Here is a 19772-nt window from a genome sequence, read left to right on the forward strand (position 1 = left end):
GCTACTTGTCGGCGGCCGTCAGGATCGCCTTGACCTCCTCCGCCGTCGTCGCCTGCCGCAGCCGGGCGACCTCGTCGGGCTTGAGGAACACCTGCGCGATCCTGGTCAGTAGCGCCATGTGGTCCTTGCCCGCCCCGGCGATACCGACGACGAACTCGGCGGGCTTGCCGTTCCAGTCGATCGGCTCGGGGTAGCGCACGAAGGACAGCCCGGTGTGCCTGATCGTGTCCTTGGCCTCGTTGGTGCCGTGTGGGATCGCCAGCCCGTTGCCCATGAACGTGGAGACCGAGGACTCGCGCTCGTGCATCGCGTCGACGTAGGCCGGCTCCACCGCACCCGAGGTGACCAACAGGTGCCCGGCCTCGTCGATGGCCCCGGCCGACGTCTTCGCCTTGCCGGACAACACGATCGACTCCAGTGGCAGCACGTCCTCGCCCGGGACGTCAGCGGTGTCCTCGACCTCGACCGGCGCCGCCCCGCCCTCGCCGTTCGTCTTCTCCAGCAGCTCGACGATCTCGTCGTAGCGCGGGCTGTTCATGAAGTCCTCGACCGAGACGTGCGCGGCCGAGGCGGTGCGCTGGCGGGCCCGCGGCGTCAGGTCACGGTGCGAGACGACCAGATCGTAGGTGTCGGTCAGATTCGAGATCGCCGAGTTGGTGACCTTGACGTCGCTGAAGCCGGCCTGCTGAATCTTCTTGCGTAACACCGACGCTCCCATCGCCGACGAACCCATGCCGGCATCGCAGGCGAACACGATGGTGCGGATGGGCCCGGTCCGGCCTGCGTCCGCTCCGACCAGAGCGCCTGCGACGCTGGACTTCTTGCCCTTGAGCGACTCCATCTCCGCGGTGGCCGCGGCCAGATCCTGCTCGTCGGTGGCCCGGTCGGTCTTGAGCAGCAACGCGGCCACCACGAACGACACCGCCGCCGCGCCGAACACCGACAGGGTGACGCCGAGGAAGCTGCCGCTGGCCGTCTGGGCGTACACCGCGATGATCGACCCCGGCGCAGCCGGGGCGCGCAGGCCCGAGCCGAACAACACGTTGATGAACACCCCGGTCATGCCGCCCAGGATGGTCGCGATGATCAGCTTGGGCTTCATCAGCACGTACGGGAAGTAGATCTCGTGGATGCCGCCGAAGAACTGGATGATCGCCGCACCCGGGGCCGACGCACGCGCCACGCCCTTGCCGAAGAACATGTACGCCAACAGAAGTCCCAGTCCGGGACCGGGATTGGCTTCTAGCAGGAACAGGATCGACTTGCCGGTCTCCAGTGCCTGCGTGGTGCCCAGCGGGGTCAGCACGCCGTGGTTGATCGCGTTGTTGAGGAACAGCACCTTGGCCGGCTCGATCAGGATCGAGGTCAGCGGCAGCAGGTCGTTCTCGACGAGGAAGTCCACGGCGCTGCCGGCGGCGCGGGTGAACGACGACACCACCGGGCCGATGCCGAAGAAGCCGAAGATCGCCAGGAGCATGCCCAGGATGCCTGCCGAGAAGTTGTCGACCAGCATCTCGAAGCCGGGCCGGATCTTGCCCTCCCACAGCGCGTCGAGCTTCTTCATGCACCAGCCGCCGAGCGGGCCCATGATCATCGCGCCGAGGAACATCGGCACGTCGGCGCCGGTGACCACGCCGACCGTCGCGATCGCCCCGACCACGGCGCCGCGGTTGCCGTGGATCATCCGACCGCCGGTGTAGCCGATCAGGATCGGCAGCAGGTAGGTGATCATCGGGCCGACGATCCCTGCGCCGTCGTAGGCGCCCCAGCCGCCGATCTTGGCGACCCAGCCGTCGGGATCGCGCAGACCGGCGAAGATCCCCTGCAGCCAGCCCTGCTCGATGAACAGCGCGGTTATCAGGCCCCAGGCGATGAACGCCGCGATGTTGGGCATGACCATGTTCGACAGTGCTGTGCCCAGCTGCTGTACCCGCACCCGCACCCCGGTCCGCGCGGGTGCGTCCTCGACAGTTGCATGTGACATCCGAGATCCTCCGATTCGGTTGGGCGCGGCCGGTGCGGTGATTCCGGTCACAATGACGCTGAGCCCAGTACACCGCATAAACGGGCACCAGTGCAAGCACTCGGTCACAATCGGTCATAAATTGCGGTGGTTTTATGCCCGAGTGGCGGATAGAGTGTTGAAGAGCACACCCGTCGAGAGGACTGTCCCCATGAAGGCTCTGCGCTTCTACGCCCCCGAAGACGTCCGGCTCGAGGACGTCCCGGAACCGACCTGCGCGCCCGATGAGGTGAAGCTGCGCGTGCGCAACTGCTCGACCTGTGGCACCGACGTCAAGATCTTCTACAACGGCCACCAGAACCTGACCCCGCCTCGCACCATCGGCCACGAGATCGCCGGCGAGATCGTCGAGGTCGGCGCCGACGTCAACGCGACCTACGGCAGCAACTGGCAGCCCGGCGACCGGGTCCAGGTGATCGCCGCGGTGCCGTGCGGTGAGTGTCACGAGTGCCGCAAGGGCTGGATGGCGGTGTGCCAGAACCAGACCTCGATGGGCTACCAGTACGACGGCGGCTTCGCCGAGTTCATGATCGTGCCGCGGCAGGTGCTCAAAGTCGACGGCCTGAACCGGATCCCGGACAATGTCGGCTATGACGAGGCCTCGGCGGCCGAGCCGTTCGCCTGCGCGATCAACGCACAGGAGCTGCTCGGCATCGAGGAGGGCGACACCGTCGTGGTGTTCGGCGCAGGCCCGATCGGCTGCATGCACATCCGCATCGCACGCGGCGTGCACAAGTGCGGACCTGTGTACCTGGTGGACGTCAACGCCGCCCGGCTGCAGATGTCGGCGGACGCGGTGCAGCCCGACGAGATCATCAACGGCGCTGAGGTCGACGTGGTGGAACGCGTCATGGAACTGACCGCGGGCCGGGGTGCGGACGTGGTGATCACCGCCACGGCGGCCAACGTCGCGCAGGAGCAGGCGATCGCGATGGCTGCCCGCAACGGGCGCATCTCGTTCTTCGGCGGGCTGCCCAAGAACAACCCGACGATCACCTGCGACTCCAACGTCGTGCACTACCGGCAGCTGCACATCCACGGCGCCAACGGCTCGGCGCCCGAACACAACAAGCGGGCGCTCGAATACATCTCTACCGGGCAGGTGCCGGTCAAGGACCTGATCACCCGGCACATCCCGCTCGACGACGTGCTCGACGCGTTCCAGATCGTCAAGAACGGCGAGGCCATCAAGGTGACGGTGGAACCGGCCCCGGCCGAGCTGCCTGCTGGGGTTTAGCCTCCGGCACAAGTCGGCGCACAGGGGGCTGCGAGGGTGTTCACACCGTGGCTGTGTTTTGAAATCGCGGCGGGCAGGTACCCACCCCCCATGGCCCAACCCGGGCCGTGATGCACGGCGGAAGGAACGCACATGGGTGCCGACGACAAGGCAAGCAACAAGATCGACGACCTCGGCGGTAAGGCCAAGGAGGGTTTCGGCAAGCTCACCGGCGACAAGAGCACCGAGAACGAGGGCAAGGTCGACCAGGCCAAGTCCAGCCTCAAGGACGCCGGCGAGAAGATCAAAGACGCGTTCAAGAAGTAACGCCGCGACAGCGGTTCGGCCTGTCACCCGATTGGGTGACAGGCCGAACTGCATTGAGGCCGTGGCTTCTCTGAACCCTGGCACCGCCGTGCTTCAAAGCCCGACCCTTCACGCGCGGCGCGCGTTCTAATGGTCAGACACTGCCTCCGGTTGACGCTGCCGCGCGACGACTGGGGGTCTGCGCCCGGTACCGAAGGATGAATCTATGGTCGATGTGCCCGACGAGCTGCCCTCGCCCCACGAGTTCCGAACAAAGATGGCTCACCTCGACCGGGAATTCGCCGATGCCCGCCGGTACCTGTCGAGATTGCACGCTGAAGACAATGAATCGCTGAGCGCGCTGATGATGGAGATCCATCGGAGCGGACGGGCGATGAACGTCCTGGCCGCGATGGCGGTACAGGCCCTCGACTTCGCCCAACTGTCGGCGGACCGGCTCGGCGGCGACCTTCAGAAGTGGCTCGACGAGTCGGCGATGACCCAAGACACCGCCGAGAACGAACGAGATCAGAGCGAACTCGGCGGCGAGGGATGAGCCCACCTCGCCGTCCATCCGGGAAATCCGGGCGGACGGCGGGAACTGAACAGCCTCTTACTGCTTACGCAGAAGAGGTGTGGCGGTGGCGGAGGGATTTGAACCCTCGGACGGGGGTTACCCGTCACACGCTTTCGAGGCGTGCTCCTTAGGCCGCTCGGACACGCCACCGTGTGGCAGCTTACCGATGGACGGGGCGTGGACCAAAACGTCCCCTGATATGCGTCGAGCGTGCGTGAAGTCCGCTCCCTGCCCGGCGTGTTGGCCGCAGACACGCACACTCGCGGAGAAGGAGGGGTCAGCGCTGGCGGGCGAAGAACTCCTCCAGCGGCGCCGCGCACTCGGTCTCCAGCACGCCGCCGCGTACCTGCGGACGGTGCGTCAGCCTGCGGTCGCGCACAACATCCCACAGCGAGCCGACCGCGCCGGTCTTGGGCTCCCACGCCCCGAACACCACCCGCGCGACACGGGCCATCACCAGAGCACCCGCGCACATCGTGCACGGCTCGACCGTCACCGCCAGCGTGGCGCCTTCCAGCCGCCAGCCGTCGCCCAGCGCACGCGCCGCATCCCGCAGAGCGAGGATCTCGGCGTGCGCGGTGGGATCACCCAGTGCTTCGCGCGCGTTGGCCGCGCGGGCCAGTTCGGTGCCGTCCGCGGCCACGACGACCGCGCCGATCGGTACGTCCCGCGGACCTGCCAGCCCGGCGGCGTCGAGCGCAGCGCGGATCAGTTCCTCGTCGGTCACCTGTCCAGACGGTCCAGCAACGCCGACAGCTCGTCGGCGAAGCCCATCTCGCGCGCGATCCGGCCCACCTGCTCGTCGGCGTACAGGTCGTCGCTCTCGTCGAGGATCACGCCCAACACCGCCTCGGGCAGTCCGATGTCGGACAGCACCCCGAGGTCCCCCTCCTCGAACGGGTCGCACCGTTCGAGTTCCTCGTCGTCGATCTCGGCGTCGAGCTTCTCCAGCACCTCGGCCGCGATGTCGTAGTCCAGCGCGGCCGTGGCGTCCGAGAGAAGCAGTCGGGTGCCCGACGGAGCGGGCCGCACGATCACAAAGAATTCGTCGTCGATGTCGAGAATCCCGAAAACGGCTCCGGCGCTGCGTAGTTCACGCAGCTCGGTCTCCGCGGCGGTCAGGCTGGTCAGCGCGGTGGGCCGCAGCGGCGTGCACCGCCACTTGCCGTCCTCCTGGACGACGGCCACAGCGAAGCCGTCCGGGACGTCGGTCGCCCGCTCCTGCTTCTGTGCACTCTGCGCTCCCATGAGGCCTGAGGGTAGTCCTCCGGCAGGGCGTTGACCAGCGGGTCCGCACCGCCTGGCAGAGGCTGCCGGAACCATGCCGGAACCATCCGATCAGCGCGATGTGCCAACCTAGGAACGTGACGAAAACACCGGTGTGCGTGATCGGTCTCGGGCTGATCGGCGGCTCGCTGATGCGGGCCGCGAAAGCGGCCGGACGCGACGTGTTCGGCTACAACCGGTCCGTCGAAGGCGTCGAGGCGGCCCGGTCGGACGGATTCGACGTGAGCACCGATCTCCCCGCCACGCTGAACCGTGCCGCCGACCTCGGCGCGCTCGTCGTGCTCGCGGTGCCGATGCCCGCACTGCCGCTCATGCTGCGCTACGTCCGGGAGAACGCCCCGCAGTGTCCGCTGACCGACGTCACCAGCGTCAAAGGCGCCGTCCACGCCGAAGTCGAGCGGGCCGGACTCCTGGCGCGGTTCGTCGGCGGGCACCCGATGACCGGCACCGCGCAGTCCGGCTGGGCCGCAGGCAACGCCGGCCTGTTCGTCGACGCGCCCTGGGTGGTCAGCGTCGACGACCATGTCGACCCGCAGGTGTGGGCGACGGTGATGCACCTGGCGCTGGACTGCGGCTCGTTCGTCGTGCCCGCGCGCTCCGAGGAACACGACGCCGCCGCGGCGACCATCTCGCACCTGCCCCATCTGCTGGCCGAGGCGCTGGCCGCCACCGCCGGTGAGGTGCCCCTGGCGTTCGCACTGGCCGCGGGGTCGTTCCGGGACGGCACAAGAGTCGCGGCGACCGCACCCGACCTGGTCCGGGCAATGTGCGAGGCGAACTCCACCCAGCTCTTACCCGTGCTCGACCGGACCTTGCGCCAGCTCGTCGACGCCCGCAATCAACTCGCCCAGCACCAGCCCGTCAGCGAGCTCGTCGAGACCGGCCACGCCGCCCGGATCCGCTACGAGAACTTCGACCGGCCCGAGATCGTCGCGACCGTCGTCGGCCAGGAGAACTGGCGCGACGAACTCGCCGCGGCCGGCCGGGCGGGCTGGGTGATCAGATCCGCTCTGCCAACCCGGGATAGTCGAGGATGAAGCCGTTCGAGTCGACGGTGACGGTGGTCTGCGCCACCGGCGACTGCAGCTTGATCCCGCCGCCGCCTGCGGTGTAGCTGATCGTCGCGACATCCACCGACAAGTCTGGTACCCGCACGTAGACCACCGGCACGGTCACCGACCCGCCATCCCGGTACACCCCGGTACGCCGGATCGGCAGCGTGTTGAAGAACGGGCTGAAGATCACGTCGACGTCCAGTGCGCCGTCGTAATGCGACCGGTGGGTCTGGCCGGACCGCTCCTGGACCAGCCACATGTTCTCCTCGTCACGCGCGATGGAGAGTTGGCGCTCGCGTTCGGCCAGCGTGACGGTCAGCGACAGCCGTTTGGTGGCCCCGTTCTCGTCGGTCACGAGGTCGTAGGACGCGCTGAACGCGGGATGGTCCGAAGTGGCGGCCGCCACGATCCGGCCGTAGGCCTTGATGCGGTCACCTGACAGCTGCACGCGCACCGATTCCATCCGAGGCACGTCGTGCGCACGCCATGTCAGGATCGCAGGCCAGGAACCACCCTGCTCCTCACCTGCACGGGACTTCGCCTCCGAGCGATCGGCTTCACTCATGCCTCTACCGTAGGCGACGGGTCCGCCGCTCCGTGGCGGGCTCGGGAATCGTGCCTCGAACCGCCTTGCGGCCGTGATTCCAGCGCGACCTCGTCACCGAGGAACGGCTGCGGGATCGAGGGCCGCCCGCGCAGCCGGCCCAGCCGGCCGGTGCCCGGCACCGATGCCCACACCGCGAACGCCAGCAACGCGTCCAGGATCAGCGCCAGCGCGGTGACCATCAGCGCGCCCACCAGGGCGAGGTAGAACTCGCGGACCTTGATGCCGTCGATCAGGTAGCGGCCCAACCCGCCCAGGCTCGCGTAGGCCGCGACGGTGGCGGTCGCCACCACCTGCAGGGTTGCCGTCCGCAGGCCGCCGAGAATCAGCGGCAGCGCGTTCGGGGTCTCCACTCGCAGCAGGATCCGCGACTCGGTCATCCCCATCGACCGGGCGGCGTCTACGACGTCGCGGTCGACGTTCGCGATGCCCGAGTAGGTGCCCGCCAGCAGCGGCGGGATGCCCAGCAGCATCAGCGCGATCGTCGGCGGAACCAGCCCGAGACCCCACAGCAGCACTCCGAGGAGCAACACCCCGAGGGTGGGCAGTGCGCGCAGCGCGTTGACCCCGGTGACCACCAGGAACGTGCCGCGGCCGGTGTGCCCGATCAGCATCCCCAGCGGCACCGCGATCAACGCCGAGAACACCACCGCGATCACGGTGTACTGGAGGTGTTCGAGAATGCGCGCGGTCAGCCCGGCAGGCCCGGCCCAGTTGGCCGCGGTGAAGATGAACGTCAGCGCCTCGTGCAGGAAGTTCATGCCGCCGCCCCCGCATGCGCGCCGGCCGGCCTCTGCGCCCTGGTCCACGGGGTGAGCGCCTTGCCGGCCAGCATGATCAGTGTGTCGATGACGATGGCCAGCACGAAGATCGCGATGATGCCGGCGATGATCTGGTCACTCTTGTTGGCCTGGTAGCCCTCGGTGAACCAGGTGCCCAGCCCGCCGATCCCGATGACCGAGCCGACGGCGACCATCGAGATGTTGGTGACGGCCACCACCCGCAGACTGGCGATCAGCACCGGAAGCGCCAGGGGGAGCTCGATTTTCAGCATTCTGGTGAGCGGCCGATAACCCACGGCGGTGGCCGCGTCCAGCACTGCGGGCGACACCGCGTCGAGCGCCTCGGGCACTGCCCGCACCAGCAACGCCACCGTGTACAGCGTCAGCGCGACGATCACGTTCGCCTCGTCGAGGATCCGGGTCGGGATGATCAGCGGCAGCACCACGAACAGCGCCAGCGACGGGATCGTGAAGATGATGCTGGCCGTCACCGTGGTCAGCCGGCGCAGCACCGTGGTGCGCTGCACCAGCGCACCCAGCGGCACCGCGATCAGCAGTCCCAGCACGATCGGGATCAGCGACAAGCGCAGGTGGATCAGCGTCAGCGTCCACAGATCGTCGAGATGGGTGACCAGGTAGCGCATCGGCCCTACCCCTGCCTGGCGGCGCGCTGCTCGTCCAGCGCGGCCAGCACGTCGTCGGCCTTCACCCCGCCGATCACCTGGCCGTCGTCGTCGACGGCCACCCCGAGCCCGGAAGGGGAGGACAGCGCCGCGTCCAGCGCCAGCCGCAGCGTGCCGTCGGGCCGGAACAGTGAACCGCCCGCGGTCGTGCTGTCGTACAGCGAGCTTCCCTTGCGGTGCAGTGCGACTCCGTCGGCGTCGATCCACGCATACGGGGTGCCGTCGGGACGGGTCACCAGCACCCAGTCCCCCGGTCTCAGTGCCAGAGCGTCGATCTCGGCTTCGCGGACATGGTGGATGTCGTGCAGCGGAAGCCCGCTGGCATGGAAGAACTGCAACGCGCGGTACCCGCGGTCGGCGCCGACGAACCCGGCGACGGCGTCATTGGCCGGGTTCGACAACAGCCGCGCGGGCGCGTCGTACTGCTGCAGCACCCCGCCACGGCCGAACACGGCGACCTTCTCCCCCAGCTTGATCGCCTCGTCGATGTCATGGGTGACGAACACGATCGTCTTGCGCAATTCGCTTTGCAGCCGCAGGATCTCGGTCTGCAGATCCTCCCGGACCACCGGATCCACCGCGCTGAACGGCTCGTCCATCAACAGGATCGGCGGGTCCGCGGCCAGCGCCCGGGCCACCCCGACGCGCTGCTGCTGCCCGCCCGAGAGCTGCGCCGGGTAGCGGTCGGCCAGCTTCGGGTCCAGGCCGACCCGCTCCATCACCTCGATCGCGGATTTCCTTGCACTGCGCCGTGATTCACCGCGCAGCACCGGCACCGTCGCGACGTTGTCGACCACCCGCAGATGCGGCATCAGTCCCGCGCTCTGGATCACGTACCCGATGCCCAGCCGCAGCTTCACCGCGTCGACCTCGGTGACGTCCCTGCCGTCGACCGTCAGCGTGCCCGAGGTGGGTTCGATCATCCGGTTGATCATCCGCATCGAGGTGGTCTTGCCGCAGCCCGACGGGCCCACGAACACCGCCAGCGTGCCCTCGGGGACGTCCAGGGTCAGGTCGTCGACCGCGACGGTACCGTCCGGATACTCCTTGGTGACGTGCTCGAAGGTGATCATGGCTATCTCCCCAGGGGCTCGTCGAAACCGTTGGCGGAGATCCAGTTGGCCGCCGCCTCATCCGGGTCGATGCCCCGGTTGCCCTCCACCGAGGTGTTCAGCTCGATGAGGGCCTCGGTGGTCAGCTTCGCGCTGACCGCATCGAGGACGGTCTTGAGTTCGTCGGACATCTTCTGCGACGCGACCAGCGGCACCACATTCGCGGCCAGGAACGCGTTCTCCGGGTCCTCCAGCACCACCAGATTGTTCTGCTCGATGGCCGGAGAAGTGCTGAAGATGTTGGCGGCGGTGACGGTTCCGTCGGTCAGCGCCTTGACCGTCGCAGGCCCTCCCCCGTCACTGATCGCGACGAAGTTGACCGGCGCGATGTCCAGCCCGTACTTCTGCTTGAGACCCACCAGCCCGGTCTGCCGGGTCTGAAACTCCGAGGGCCCACCGACTTTCACCTCCGCCGAGTGCGCGGCGAGGTCGGCGATCGACCGCAGGTTCCAGCGTTGCGCGGTCGCCTCGGACACCGCGAGGGTGTCCTTGTCCTCCGCCGGTGACGGATAGAGGATCGACAGCGCGCCGGGAAGAACCCGCAGCAACTCCAGCAGCACCGAGTCCGGCGTCGTCGCGTCGCTGTCCGGGTCGAAGTACTGCAGCAGATTGCCCGTGTACTCCGGGATCAGGTCGATCGAATGGTCCTGCACCGCGGGAATGTAAGTCTCCCGGCTGCCGATACCGAACTGTCGGGAGACCGTGAAACCGTTGGCCTCCAGCGCCTGCGCGTAGATCTCGGCGAGGATCTTGGACTCGGTGAAGTCGGCGGAACCGACCTTGATCGATTTCAGGTCACCGGAGATCTCACCGCCCCCCAGCGGATTGGAGCTGCCGCACGCCGCCAGCACGATGGCGATCACGGCGAGGACGACCGCGATCGCGGCGCGCCTGGGTCGTCGGGAACGGGTCATCCGAACGTCCTTTCACTCTCGCCGTGCCTGCGAGAAGGGCTGGGCCGACCTTACGCCACCGACGAAGTGGTTTCATTCGACGCGCAGAAGGGCAAAGATGGGTCCATGACCAGCGATCCGTTCGCGTCGTCCGACCAGCCCGCGGTCGGCGCGCCTGGGCCCCCGCAGTCGGGGACCGCACCACCACCGCGCCAGTCCGCGGTGCACCGCACCCGAGCCGCAGCGCTCTGGGCGGCGCTGACCTTGGGATTCCTCATCCTGATCATCCTGCTCATCTTCATCGCGCAGAACACCGAGTCGGCGGAGTTCGCGTTCCTCGGCTGGCACTGGAGCCTCCCGCTGGGCGTCGCGATCCTGTTCGCGGCGGTGGCCGGCGGCCTGGTGACCGTCGCGGTGGGCGCGGTGCGCATGTTCCAGTTGCGCCGCGCGGCCAAGAAGAACCTCACCGGCGGCGTGTAGCCGCTCACCGGAGTGAGACCAGCTGCTCGATCGAGTCGCGCGGCAGATCCCCGTCCACGGTGGCGAAGACCTCCATGTTGTTGACGTTGATGGACCCCTTGTGGTTGTCCAGCCAGGCGGTGTCCGCCGCGTCGCGCCCGGTCGCGATGCGCACGAGCGACTGGCGGGGCGCCAGGAGGGTGGCATCCACCACCCGCCAGTGACCGTCGACGAACGCCTCGGCGACGGCGTGGAAATCCATCGGGTTACAGCCCGGCGCGTACACCGACACCAGCCTCGCCGGCACGTTCACCGCGCGCAGCAGCGCGATCACCAGGTGGGCGTAGTCGCGGCACACCCCGGACCCGGCCAGCAGCGTGTCGGCGGCACCGTCGATCGGATCACTGGATCCGGGGACATACCTCAGCCGCGCGCCGACCCAGGACGGCACCTCGGCCAGCAGCTTCACCGACTCCGCGATGCTGCCGAATTCCGTCGCGGCGAACCCGAAGAACTTGTCGGCCTCGGCGTAGCGGCTGGGCCGCAGATAGGTGGACAGGTCGAGTTCGCGCACCGGCGCCGGATCCGCCTGACCGATGACGGTGGCGCGGTAGCTGACCCGGAGATTGCCGACCGGGGCGTCGAACTTGTGGATGCGGTTGCCGTGGTCGCCGCTGATCTCCTGGATCTCAGTCAGCGGAATCTCGTTGCCGTTCAAGACGAATGACAACGACTCGGTGAGTTCGGCACCGGGTTGCGGAGCGACCGCGATCTGGAATTCCAGCGTGGACGGATCGGTGATCTCGATGTCCAGTTCGGTACCGACGTCGCGTTTCATCGTGGTGTGGGAAGCGTTGGGGGCACGCGACTCTCTACCACCCCGGACCTGCGGCGAAACCTCCGGGGGTCAGGAAAGCTCGGCCAGCCCCGCGGCGATCAGCGGGGCCACCGCCTCGGCCACCTTGTCGGTGTCGTCGATGACACCTGCCTCGCGGGCCCGGTAGGCGATGCCCGCGCCGATGATCGCGAGCTTGAAATAGGCCAGCGCCATGTAGAAATCCCAGTGATCCAGCGGTTGACCCGACGCCCGCGAGTACTTCTCGGCCAGCGCGTCCGCGTCCGGGATCAGGTCGTCGGCCCACGCGGCGTCGGCGTGCACGAGGTGGAACGTCGGGTGCCGGTAGACGCACATCAGCGCGGCGTCGCTGAGCGGGTCACCGAGCGTGGACATCTCCCAGTCCAGCACCGCGATGACCTTGGTGGGGTCCTCGTTGTCGAGGATGGTGTTGTCGATGCGGTAGTCGCCGTGCACGATCGAGGTTCGGCTCTGCGGCGGAAGGGCCTCGGTAAGGCGCTGGTGCAGCTTCCTGACGTCGGCATCACACGGGTCGTCGGCCTGCTTGACCAGATCCCACTGCGAACCCCACCGCCGCACCTGGCGTTCAAGGTAGCCGCTGGGCTTGCCGAAGTCCGCCAGGCCGACCGCGTCGGGGTCCACCGAGTGCAGGTCGGCGAGGACCTTGATCAACGCGTCGACGCACTTCTCGATCGTCTCGCTGTCCCCGAGGGCCCGCAGCTGGTCGGTGTGCCGCACCACCCGGCCGGCGACGTACTCGACCATCTGGAACGGGGCACCCAGCACCGAGTCGTCGTTACGCATCGTCACCGCACGCGCGACGGGCACCGCGGTGTCGGCCAGCGCGGCCACCACCCGGTACTCGCGGGCCATGTCGTGCGCCGACGGGGTCAGGCCGTGCAGCGGCGGACGGCGCAGCACCCACTGCGACGCGTCGTCGCCCACCAGGAACGTCAGGTTCGACCGTCCGCCGGCGATCAGCTCGGCGCGCAGATCCCCGCTACGCGGCACCCCGACCTCCCGCAGGTGTCGGTCCAGGGCGGCAAGGTCGAGGCCTTCGAGGTCAGTCACGCTGACTTTCCTACCATCGCTGATTCCTGGGCAATAAGTCCCATACGTGTTCGGTGGCGTTGACCCCGGCGACGCCGAACCGTCCGGTCCGCGACGACAGCAGCCGGGTCACCGAGGCGTAGTCGACGTGGAAGGACAGCAGCCGCTCGGTGCGCAGCGCGCGGTGCAGCAGCACGTTGATCACCCCGCCGTGGCTGAACACCGCGACGGTCTCGTCGTGCCCGGCGGCGGCGACCAAGTCGTCCACCGCGCCGAAGACGCGTCCCAGGAACTCGTCTTCGTCCACGGCGCTGGGCAGGTGACCGTCGATGAGCCGCTGCAGCTCCTGCGGGTTCTCGGCGGCGATCTGCTCGATCGGGATGTAGTGCCCGAGGTCGCGGTCGTACTCGGCCAGCCGCTCGTCGACCTCGATGGGCAGGCCCAGCGCGTCGGCGACCGGTTGCCCGGTCTCGACGGCCCGGATCTGGGGGCTGCTCACCAGCCGGGTGATCGGGAAGCGGGCCAGCGCGTCGGGGAGCCGCTTGGCCTGCTCGACACCCTCTTCGGACAGGTGCGGATCGGAGCCCTGCCCGGGTTCGCTTCGCAGGGGCAGCGCATGTCGGACCAGAAGCAGTTGCACCGTGACACCATATGGCCCGTGACCGATACGGGTGGATTCGCCGACCGGCTGTTCGATCTGACCGATCGCGTGGTGCTGGTCACCGGCGGCAGCCGCGGCCTGGGTCGGGAGATGGCCTTCGCAGCCGCCCGGTGCGGCGCAGACGTGATCATCGCCAGCCGCAAGTACGACGCGTGCGTGGCCACCGCCGACGCGATCGCCGCCGAGACCGGCCGGACCGCGTTCCCGTACCAGGTGCACGTCGGGCGGTGGGACGAGCTCGACGGGTTGGTCGACGCGGCCTACGACCGGTTCGGCAAGGTCGACGTGCTGGTCAACAACGCCGGCATGTCACCGCTCTACGAATCGCTGTCGTCGGTCACCGAGAAGTTGTTCGACACAGTGGTGAACCTGAACCTCAAAGGCCCGTTCCGGCTGTCGGCGTTGATCGGTGAGCGCATGGTGGCCGACGGCGGCGGCTCCATCGTCAACGTCAGCTCCAGCGGGTCGATCCGGCCGGCGCCCGACATGTTGCCCTACGCCGCGGCCAAGGCGGGACTGAACACGCTCAGCGAAGGACTGGCCAAGGCGTACGGGCCGACGGTCCGGGTGAACACGCTGATGGCCGGCCCGTACCTGACCGACATCAGCAAGGCGTGGGACATGGACGGCGCGGAGAACCCGTTCCGCGGACTGCCGTTGCAGCGGGCCGGGGACCCGTCCGAGATCGTCGGCGCCGCACTGTTTCTCATGTCCGATGCGTCGAGCTTCACGACGGGCTCGATTCTGCGCGCCGATGGCGGCGTGTAACCGGCCTGCCAGTTGCCGCGGGCGCTCAGGGGGTGATGATGTTGAAGTCCGGGTCCGGCTTGTCCAGCACCGATACCAGCGACGTGAGAACGTCTGCATCCCCGACGATCTCCAACCCCGGCGACGTGTTGTCGCCGGCGGCCAGGGTGAGCAGGCGCAGTTTGCTCGCCAGCCGGACCGTCGCCTGCGCCGTCTCCGCGTCGGCGGGCACCCGGCGGTAGACCAGGACCCCGTTGCGCAATGTCAGCCGATAGTTGGTCTGCACATCGAGGAACGTGATGTCCACCGTGACGTCGAGATCCCAGGCGCGGGGCCCGTTCACGCTGATCGCCAGCACGTCGAACATCTGCTCGGGCGACAGTTGCGACACCATCGACGGTGACGTCGTCTGGGTCGGCGTGCCGAAGTTGCCGTCGCGCAGTTCGGTGGCGCCGGCCAGGAAGAAGTTGCGCCATGTGGCGGTTTCCGAGCCGTAGGCCAGCTGTTCCAGCGTGTCCGAAAACAGCGCGCGGGCACCGGCGTGGTTCTCGTCGGTGAAGATCGCATGGTCGAGCAGTGTTGCCGCCCAACGGAAGTCACCCTCATCAAATGCCTGCTGCGCGAGCACGACCACACGGTCGATGCCGCCCATCGCCGCGACGTAGCGCGGCCCGATGGCCTCGGGCGGGTGCGGCCACAGCCGGGCCGGGTTGCCATCGAACCAGCCCATGTAGCGCTGATAGACGGCTTTGACGTTGTGGCTGACCGACCCGTAGTAGCCGCGCGCATGCCAGGCGTTCTCCAGCGCGGGCGGCATCGGGAAGTCCTCGGCGATCTCGACACCGGTGTAGCCCTGGTTGAGCAGGCGCAGCGTCTGGTCGTGCAGATAGGCGTACAGATCCCTTTGCAGGGACAGGAATTCGATGATCCTGTCCTTACCCCAGGTCGGCCAGTGGTGGGAGGCGAACACCACGTCGGCACGCTCGGCGAACGTGTCGATCGCCTCGGTCAGATAGCCGGCCCAGCCGTGTGGGTCGCGCACCAGGGCCCCACGCAATGTCAACAGGTTGTGCAGGTTGTGCGTCGCGTTCTCGGCCATACACAGCGCGCGGAAACGCGGGAAGTAGAAGTGCATCTCGGCCGGCGCCTCGGTGCCCGGCGCCATCTGGAACTCGATCTCCACACCGTCGACGGTGTGCACCTCACCGGTTTTCCGGATGTCCACGGTCGGCACGATGATCGCCACCTCACCCAGCGACGGGCTCTGCCCCAGCCCGCAGCCCACCTGACCCTGCGGGCCGCGCTCGAGCACCGCGCCGTACATGTAGGCCGCGCGGCGTGTCATCGCCGTGCCGGCGTACACGTTCTCCTGCACGGCGTGTGCGGTGAACCCCTCGGGCGCGAACACCGCGACCTCGCCCGCGTCGACGTCGGCCTGCGAGGTCACCCCGAGCACGCCGCCGAAGTGGTCGACGTGGCTGTGGGTGTAGATCACGGCTCTGACCGCCCGATCGCCGCGGTGCGCGCGGTACAGCGCCAGCGCCGCGGCGGCCACTTCCGTCGACACCAGTGGGTCGATCACGATGATGCCGGTGTCGCTCTCGACGAAGGTGATGTTGGACAGGTCGAAGCCGCGCACCTGGTAGATGCCCGCACCCTCTCCTCCCGTCGGTCCGCTCGCCCTCACCACCTCGTAGAGCCCCTGCTTGGCCGCCAGCGTCGACTGCCGCCACAGGCTCGGGTGCACCGTCGGCGGCGCGTCCCCGGTCAGGAACGCATAGACGTCGTTGTCCCACACCACGTGACCGTCGGCGGCGGTGACGACGCATGGCTGCTGCGCCGCGATGAAACCGCGGTCGGCATCGGTGAAATCCCGGGTGTCGCCGAACGGAAGACTCCTCAGCTCGTCCCGGTGCGCGGCCTCGATGGTCGGTGTGGGCGGCTTGCTGTCCATATCGTCAGAGACTGCCACGCGACCGCCCCGCCGGTGCTTGACTGGCGGAATGGACATCCGTCGAGTCGTCACCGGACATGATCCGTCCGGCAAGTCAGTGTTCGTCAGCGACGAGAAGGTCGCGCCCCGCGAGCCGGTTCTGCTCCCCGGCTCGGAGTTCACGCTGCTGTGGGGAGGTGACGAAGCACCCCGGTTCCCCGACGACGGTGCAATGCCGAACTGGCACACGTACTTTCCGCCCGTCGGCGGCTTCCGGTTCTCGATGTTCACGCTACCGCCGCATTCGACCGCCACCGGTGAGCCCGAGCAGCTCGACGCCGAGGAGGCTCTTGCCGACGCCGAGGAGAAGCTGCCGGGCCTGCTGGCCTACATGGATCCCAGCGATCCCGGCATGCACACCACCGACACCATCGACTTCGAGGTGGTGCTCGAGGGCACGGTGATCCTCGAGCTCGACGACGGTGCCGAGGTGACGCTGCGCCCCGGTGACACGGTGGTACAGAACGGAACCCGGCACCGCTGGCGCAACCCCGGCGACACTCCCGCGCGGCTGGCGCTGTTCGTCGTCGGCGCCCACCACGCCGACGTCACACCCCCATCGCCTCCACCAAACGGCTGATCTCGGCGTCCCCGTGCCCGGCGGCCACCAGGTCGTCGGCGTAGCGTTTCATCGCCTTCAGCGCGCCGGCGTCCACCCGGCTGGCCTCCGATGTGGCGACCAGGTGACTCAGCGACGCGGCGGCCGAGGACACCGTCGCGTTCGCATCGTCATGCCGGCCGGCCTCCACCCGCTCGGCGACTTCGCTGAACACCGGCGGCAAGATCGCCGCGATACCGACGGCATGCGGCAACAGCTCTACGGGGCTGATGCCGTGTGCCCGCGCTGTCCCCAGCGCGTGTAGGAATCCGCCCGCCGCCGTCCAGAACACATCGAGCAGCGCCATGTCGTACGCCGCGGCGCGGCCCGGGTCCTCCCCCAGCCAGGTCGCCTGCCCCAGCGTCTCGAAGAGCTCGCGGTGCCCGCCGAACAGGTCGTACGGCCCTGCATAGAGCACGCTGGCCTCGGCGGTGCCCACGACGTCGGTCGGTGTCATGATCGCCCCGTCGAGGTAGCGCCCGCCGGCGGCAACGACGAGTTCGGCGGTGCTCCGGGCGCGGTCCGGGGTGTCTGAGCTCAGGCCCACCAGCAGCCGTCCGGCGACAGCGTCCGCGGCGGCGTGGACCACGGCGTCGACGGCGTCGTGGTCCACGACATTGATCAACGTGAGATCACCCGCGGCGACGGCTTTCCCCGGCGTGGGCGCCCAGTGCGCACCGCATGAGAGTAGTTGCGCTGCTTTTGATTCCGTGCGATTCCACACCGTGACGCGGTAACCGGCGGACAGCAGCGCGGCGGCCAGGGCGCGGCCCATCGGCCCCAGGCCGATGACGGCGACCGTGGTCACGCGGCCTTCTCCTTGATGCTTTCGTAGACGCGGGCGAAGCCGTGCTCGGCGAATCCGGCCTCGATCTGACAGCGGATGAGCCGCTGGAGCGCGTCGACGAGCGTGGTGCCGACACCCACGGACCGGCCCGCGGCGACGATGTCGTTCAGGTCGCTGAACAGCAGGCTCTGCTGTCCTGGCGTTGCGTAGTTCCGGCTGTCGATCACCGCGGCGTACTCGGTCACCGCCGGCGCCAGCGCCTGCACCCAGGGCACCGCCCGCGCGGCGAACTCGGTGGCCGTGACTCCGGCTCCGGCGACCATCGCCGCCCCCTGGAAGAAGCCCCCGAACATCAGGTACATCGCGGCCAGCAGCGCCAGGTCGTACAGCGAGGCCATTCCGGCGTCTGCCCCGAAGTACTCTGCACCGCACCATGTTTCGAGAAATAGCCGGTGGTTCTCGAACACCTCGCCGACGCCGCTGTAGAACACCGTCGACGCGGAGGTGCCGATCATCTCCGGGGTCGCCATGATGCCCCCGTCGAGGTATCCGACGCCGGCGCACGCCGCCCACCCGGCCAGTTCCCGTGCGCCGTCAGGCGTCGTGGTGGTCACGTTGACCATCTGCCGGCCGCGCAACTGCTCCACCACCGGGTCGAGGACGGCGTGCACCGACGCATGATCGAACAGACACACGACGAGGAGGTCCGCGCCGACGATCGCGTCGTCGATCGATGCGGCGACGCGCGCCCCCGCATCCCGGAGAGAGCCGGTTCGTGCGGTCGTGCGGTTCCACACGGTGGTCCGGAAGCCGGCCGCCAGGGACGCCCGCGCCAACGCCGAGCCCATGTCACCGGTTCCGAGCACAGTCACTGAGGTCATGGCACCATCGTCGACAGCACGCAACCCGTCCGGCAAGTACCCACTATTTAGTGCGGTACTTACCTGAACGAAACTATTGGGCCTGAGCTGCAGGAAGTGACGCCGATGTCATCGCTGGGGAAGTACACATGTGGGCTGGACGCGGCCATGGCCGTCGTCGACGGCAAATGGAAACCGCTGATCCTCTGGGAACTGCAGGACGGCCCGAAACGCTTCAACGCACTGCACCGCAGCCTTGCCGGGATCTCGCAGAAGATGCTGACCCAGCACCTCAAAGAGCTGCAGGCCCACGGCGTGGTGCACCGCGAGAGCTACCACGAGGTTCCGCCACGGGTGGAGTACTCGATGACCCCGGCCGGCCGTGAGCTCCTCGAAGCCCTTGAGCCGCTGAGCAACTGGGCCGAGAAGCACATCGCGCTGATCTGCGCTGCCGACGCGGGCTGAGTCAGCCTCCGCGCCCGGTGATCGTCCTCGTATCCGTGGTCGAACCGATCGTGCCCACGGCGCGGCGACCGAGCGCGTCGAGCAGCGACGGCAGCCACGCGCTCGCGGGTGGTTGCACGGTCACGGAGTAGTCGACTGTGTCACCGTCGGGTCCAGTCCGAGGAGCGCTCCGGACACGACTCCACTGCTGCCAGCCCCGATGGGGGCGCCGGGATCGACAGGGCACCATTGGTAGCCGGATTCAGGCTCACCGTCACGGTCACCGTTTTCGGGCGGGAAAGGCCGAACCAGCCGGCCAGACCGTGTGCGTGCCAAGGGTTTCCTACCTTGTCCTCAATGCGCACCGTGAATTTGTCGGATCCACCCGCGTGCGCGAACTCCGCGGTGGGTGTGTACCGGTAGGTGCCGTCGGCGAGGAGCTCCACATGTCCGGTGGCCGGCAGATCGACGAGGGTATACGTGATCTTGTCCCCGTCGCCGTCGGTCCCGTTCAGCGTTCCGATCACCGCGCCGGTGACGGCGTCCCGGGAAAGCTGTTGGGGACGAACCTGCGGCCGATCATTGAACAAGTGATACTCGATGCGCCGCAACCCCATCCAGAGCTGGTTCAGCGGCCACGGCACGACCACGGCCGGGATCCACGACGATTCCGAGAGCGCCGGCAGACCGACCCACCGCAGAACGTCGCTGACCATCGACCGCCATGTCACCGGCGCGGTCACCGCGTCGGGGTACTGCGGCGAACCGGTCACCGGCGG

24 protein-coding genes and 1 tRNA gene are annotated in these 19772 nt (G+C 68.2%); 8 read left to right on the top strand and 17 right to left on the bottom strand.

Features of this window, described 5'->3' with window-relative positions:
• Window position 1: 1 nt before the first annotated feature.
• Entirely contained in the window at window positions 2-1984 is a 1983-nt protein-coding gene (locus tag MVA01S_RS10845; protein ID WP_003931231.1) for a PTS mannitol transporter subunit IICBA, read from the bottom strand.
• Window positions 1985-2174: 190 nt separating this feature from the next.
• Here MVA01S_RS10845 and MVA01S_RS10850 point away from each other — a divergent pair, with 190 nt between their 5' ends.
• The 3 genes from MVA01S_RS10850 to MVA01S_RS10860 all read left to right on the top strand — a co-directional run bounded on the left by MVA01S_RS10850 (window position 2175) and on the right by MVA01S_RS10860 (window position 4101).
• Entirely contained in the window at window positions 2175-3260 is a 1086-nt protein-coding gene (locus tag MVA01S_RS10850; RefSeq protein ID WP_003931232.1) for a zinc-dependent dehydrogenase, read from the top strand.
• 132 nt (window positions 3261-3392) lie between these two features.
• On the top strand, window positions 3393-3566 hold the full coding sequence (locus MVA01S_RS10855; protein ID WP_003931233.1) for a CsbD family protein: 174 nt from the start codon (window positions 3393-3395) through the stop codon (window positions 3564-3566).
• A 205-nt stretch (window positions 3567-3771) separates the two neighbouring features.
• Window positions 3772-4101 (top strand): hypothetical protein, encoded by a 330-nt coding sequence (locus MVA01S_RS10860; protein WP_003931234.1) that lies wholly within the window; start codon window positions 3772-3774, stop codon window positions 4099-4101.
• An 80-nt stretch (window positions 4102-4181) separates the two neighbouring features.
• On the opposite strand, the gene MVA01S_RS10865 is transcribed toward MVA01S_RS10860, so the two are convergent.
• The 3 genes from MVA01S_RS10865 to MVA01S_RS10875 all read right to left on the bottom strand — a co-directional run bounded on the left by MVA01S_RS10865 (window position 4182) and on the right by MVA01S_RS10875 (window position 5370).
• A tRNA-Ser gene (locus MVA01S_RS10865) sits at window positions 4182-4272 on the bottom strand.
• 127 nt (window positions 4273-4399) lie between these two features.
• The gene (locus MVA01S_RS10870) at window positions 4400-4849 is read right to left on the bottom strand and encodes a nucleoside deaminase (RefSeq protein ID WP_003931235.1); all 450 of its coding nucleotides are present in this window, start codon (window positions 4847-4849) and stop codon (window positions 4400-4402) included.
• Complete coding sequence (locus MVA01S_RS10875) at window positions 4846-5370, bottom strand: tRNA adenosine deaminase-associated protein (protein ID WP_003931236.1); 525 nt, start codon at window positions 5368-5370, stop codon at window positions 4846-4848. Before MVA01S_RS10875 ends, MVA01S_RS10870 begins: the two co-directional genes overlap by 4 nt.
• Before the next feature lie 131 nt (window positions 5371-5501).
• Here MVA01S_RS10875 and MVA01S_RS10880 point away from each other — a divergent pair, with 131 nt between their 5' ends.
• Complete coding sequence (locus MVA01S_RS10880) at window positions 5502-6446, top strand: prephenate dehydrogenase (RefSeq protein ID WP_003931237.1); 945 nt, start codon at window positions 5502-5504, stop codon at window positions 6444-6446.
• Here MVA01S_RS10880 and MVA01S_RS10885 read toward each other — a convergent pair.
• The 5 genes from MVA01S_RS10885 to MVA01S_RS10905 are packed head-to-tail and all read right to left on the bottom strand — an operon-like array spanning window position 6409 to window position 10559.
• Window positions 6409-7029: a putative glycolipid-binding domain-containing protein gene (locus MVA01S_RS10885; RefSeq protein WP_040541686.1), complete on the bottom strand. Its 621-nt coding sequence runs from the start codon at window positions 7027-7029 to the stop codon at window positions 6409-6411. The genes MVA01S_RS10880 and MVA01S_RS10885 overlap by 38 nt on opposite strands.
• Window positions 7026-7829: an ABC transporter permease gene (locus MVA01S_RS10890; protein ID WP_003931239.1), complete on the bottom strand. Its 804-nt coding sequence runs from the start codon at window positions 7827-7829 to the stop codon at window positions 7026-7028. The genes MVA01S_RS10885 and MVA01S_RS10890 overlap by 4 nt, the downstream gene beginning before the upstream one ends.
• Window positions 7826-8494 (bottom strand): ABC transporter permease, encoded by a 669-nt coding sequence (locus MVA01S_RS10895; RefSeq protein WP_003931240.1) that lies wholly within the window; start codon window positions 8492-8494, stop codon window positions 7826-7828. Before MVA01S_RS10895 ends, MVA01S_RS10890 begins: the two co-directional genes overlap by 4 nt.
• 5 nt (window positions 8495-8499) lie before the next feature.
• Window positions 8500-9606, bottom strand: a complete 1107-nt coding sequence (locus MVA01S_RS10900; protein ID WP_003931241.1) for an ABC transporter ATP-binding protein — start codon at window positions 9604-9606, stop codon at window positions 8500-8502.
• Between the two features lie 2 nt (window positions 9607-9608).
• Window positions 9609-10559, bottom strand: coding sequence for a glycine betaine ABC transporter substrate-binding protein (locus tag MVA01S_RS10905; protein WP_003931242.1), 951 nt, complete (start codon window positions 10557-10559; stop codon window positions 9609-9611).
• 105 nt (window positions 10560-10664) lie between these two features.
• Here MVA01S_RS10905 and MVA01S_RS10910 point away from each other — a divergent pair, with 105 nt between their 5' ends.
• A complete protein-coding gene (locus MVA01S_RS10910; protein ID WP_003931243.1) occupies window positions 10665-11018 on the top strand; it encodes a LapA family protein in 354 nt (117 codons plus the stop codon).
• A gap of 4 nt (window positions 11019-11022) precedes the next feature.
• Here the strand turns inward: MVA01S_RS10910 and MVA01S_RS10915 are convergent, their stop codons facing one another.
• The 3 genes from MVA01S_RS10915 to MVA01S_RS10925 all read right to left on the bottom strand — a co-directional run bounded on the left by MVA01S_RS10915 (window position 11023) and on the right by MVA01S_RS10925 (window position 13543).
• Window positions 11023-11835, bottom strand: coding sequence for a transglutaminase-like domain-containing protein (locus MVA01S_RS10915; protein ID WP_003931244.1), 813 nt, complete (start codon window positions 11833-11835; stop codon window positions 11023-11025).
• 69 nt (window positions 11836-11904) lie between these two features.
• A complete protein-coding gene (locus tag MVA01S_RS10920; protein ID WP_003931245.1) occupies window positions 11905-12924 on the bottom strand; it encodes a phosphotransferase family protein in 1020 nt (339 codons plus the stop codon).
• A 10-nt stretch (window positions 12925-12934) separates the two neighbouring features.
• Window positions 12935-13543 (bottom strand): histidine phosphatase family protein, encoded by a 609-nt coding sequence (locus MVA01S_RS10925; protein ID WP_003931246.1) that lies wholly within the window; start codon window positions 13541-13543, stop codon window positions 12935-12937.
• On the opposite strand from MVA01S_RS10925, the gene MVA01S_RS10930 reads away from it, so the two are divergent.
• A complete protein-coding gene (locus tag MVA01S_RS10930; RefSeq protein WP_003931247.1) occupies window positions 13520-14332 on the top strand; it encodes an SDR family NAD(P)-dependent oxidoreductase in 813 nt (270 codons plus the stop codon). The two genes, MVA01S_RS10925 and MVA01S_RS10930, sit on opposite strands and share 24 nt — an antisense overlap.
• 25 nt (window positions 14333-14357) lie before the next feature.
• Here MVA01S_RS10930 and MVA01S_RS10935 read toward each other — a convergent pair whose 3' ends face one another.
• Window positions 14358-16265, bottom strand: a complete 1908-nt coding sequence (locus tag MVA01S_RS10935) for an alkyl/aryl-sulfatase (RefSeq protein WP_003931248.1) — start codon at window positions 16263-16265, stop codon at window positions 14358-14360.
• Between the two features lie 49 nt (window positions 16266-16314).
• On the opposite strand from MVA01S_RS10935, the gene MVA01S_RS10940 reads away from it, so the two are divergent.
• Complete coding sequence (locus MVA01S_RS10940; RefSeq protein WP_003931249.1) at window positions 16315-16884, top strand: cupin domain-containing protein; 570 nt, start codon at window positions 16315-16317, stop codon at window positions 16882-16884.
• On the opposite strand, the gene MVA01S_RS30845 is transcribed toward MVA01S_RS10940, so the two are convergent.
• Window positions 16853-17710 carry an NAD(P)-dependent oxidoreductase gene (locus MVA01S_RS30845; protein ID WP_003931250.1) on the bottom strand — a complete coding sequence of 286 codons (858 nt, stop codon included), beginning with the start codon at window positions 17708-17710 and terminating at the stop codon, window positions 16853-16855. The genes MVA01S_RS10940 and MVA01S_RS30845 overlap by 32 nt on opposite strands.
• The gene (locus MVA01S_RS10950; RefSeq protein WP_003931251.1) at window positions 17707-18570 is read right to left on the bottom strand and encodes an NAD(P)-dependent oxidoreductase; all 864 of its coding nucleotides are present in this window, start codon (window positions 18568-18570) and stop codon (window positions 17707-17709) included. The genes MVA01S_RS30845 and MVA01S_RS10950 overlap by 4 nt, the downstream gene beginning before the upstream one ends.
• A gap of 105 nt (window positions 18571-18675) precedes the next feature.
• Between MVA01S_RS10950 and MVA01S_RS10955 the strand changes: the two genes are divergently transcribed.
• Window positions 18676-19014, top strand: coding sequence for a winged helix-turn-helix transcriptional regulator (locus tag MVA01S_RS10955; RefSeq protein ID WP_003931252.1), 339 nt, complete (start codon window positions 18676-18678; stop codon window positions 19012-19014).
• Between the two features lies 1 nt (window position 19015).
• Here MVA01S_RS10955 and MVA01S_RS31975 read toward each other — a convergent pair whose 3' ends face one another.
• Together MVA01S_RS31975 and MVA01S_RS10960 are read right to left on the bottom strand one after the other, a co-directional pair.
• On the bottom strand, window positions 19016-19138 hold the full coding sequence (locus MVA01S_RS31975; protein ID WP_255251690.1) for a hypothetical protein: 123 nt from the start codon (window positions 19136-19138) through the stop codon (window positions 19016-19018).
• A 16-nt stretch (window positions 19139-19154) separates the two neighbouring features.
• Window positions 19155-19610: an Ig-like domain-containing protein gene (locus MVA01S_RS10960; RefSeq protein WP_159426311.1), complete on the bottom strand. Its 456-nt coding sequence runs from the start codon at window positions 19608-19610 to the stop codon at window positions 19155-19157.
• Window positions 19611-19772: the final 162 nt, after the last annotated feature.

It is taken from the genome of Mycolicibacterium vaccae NBRC 14118 = CIP 105934, assembly GCF_001552715.1.
Lineage (GTDB): Bacteria > Actinomycetota > Actinomycetes > Mycobacteriales > Mycobacteriaceae > Mycobacterium > Mycobacterium vaccae.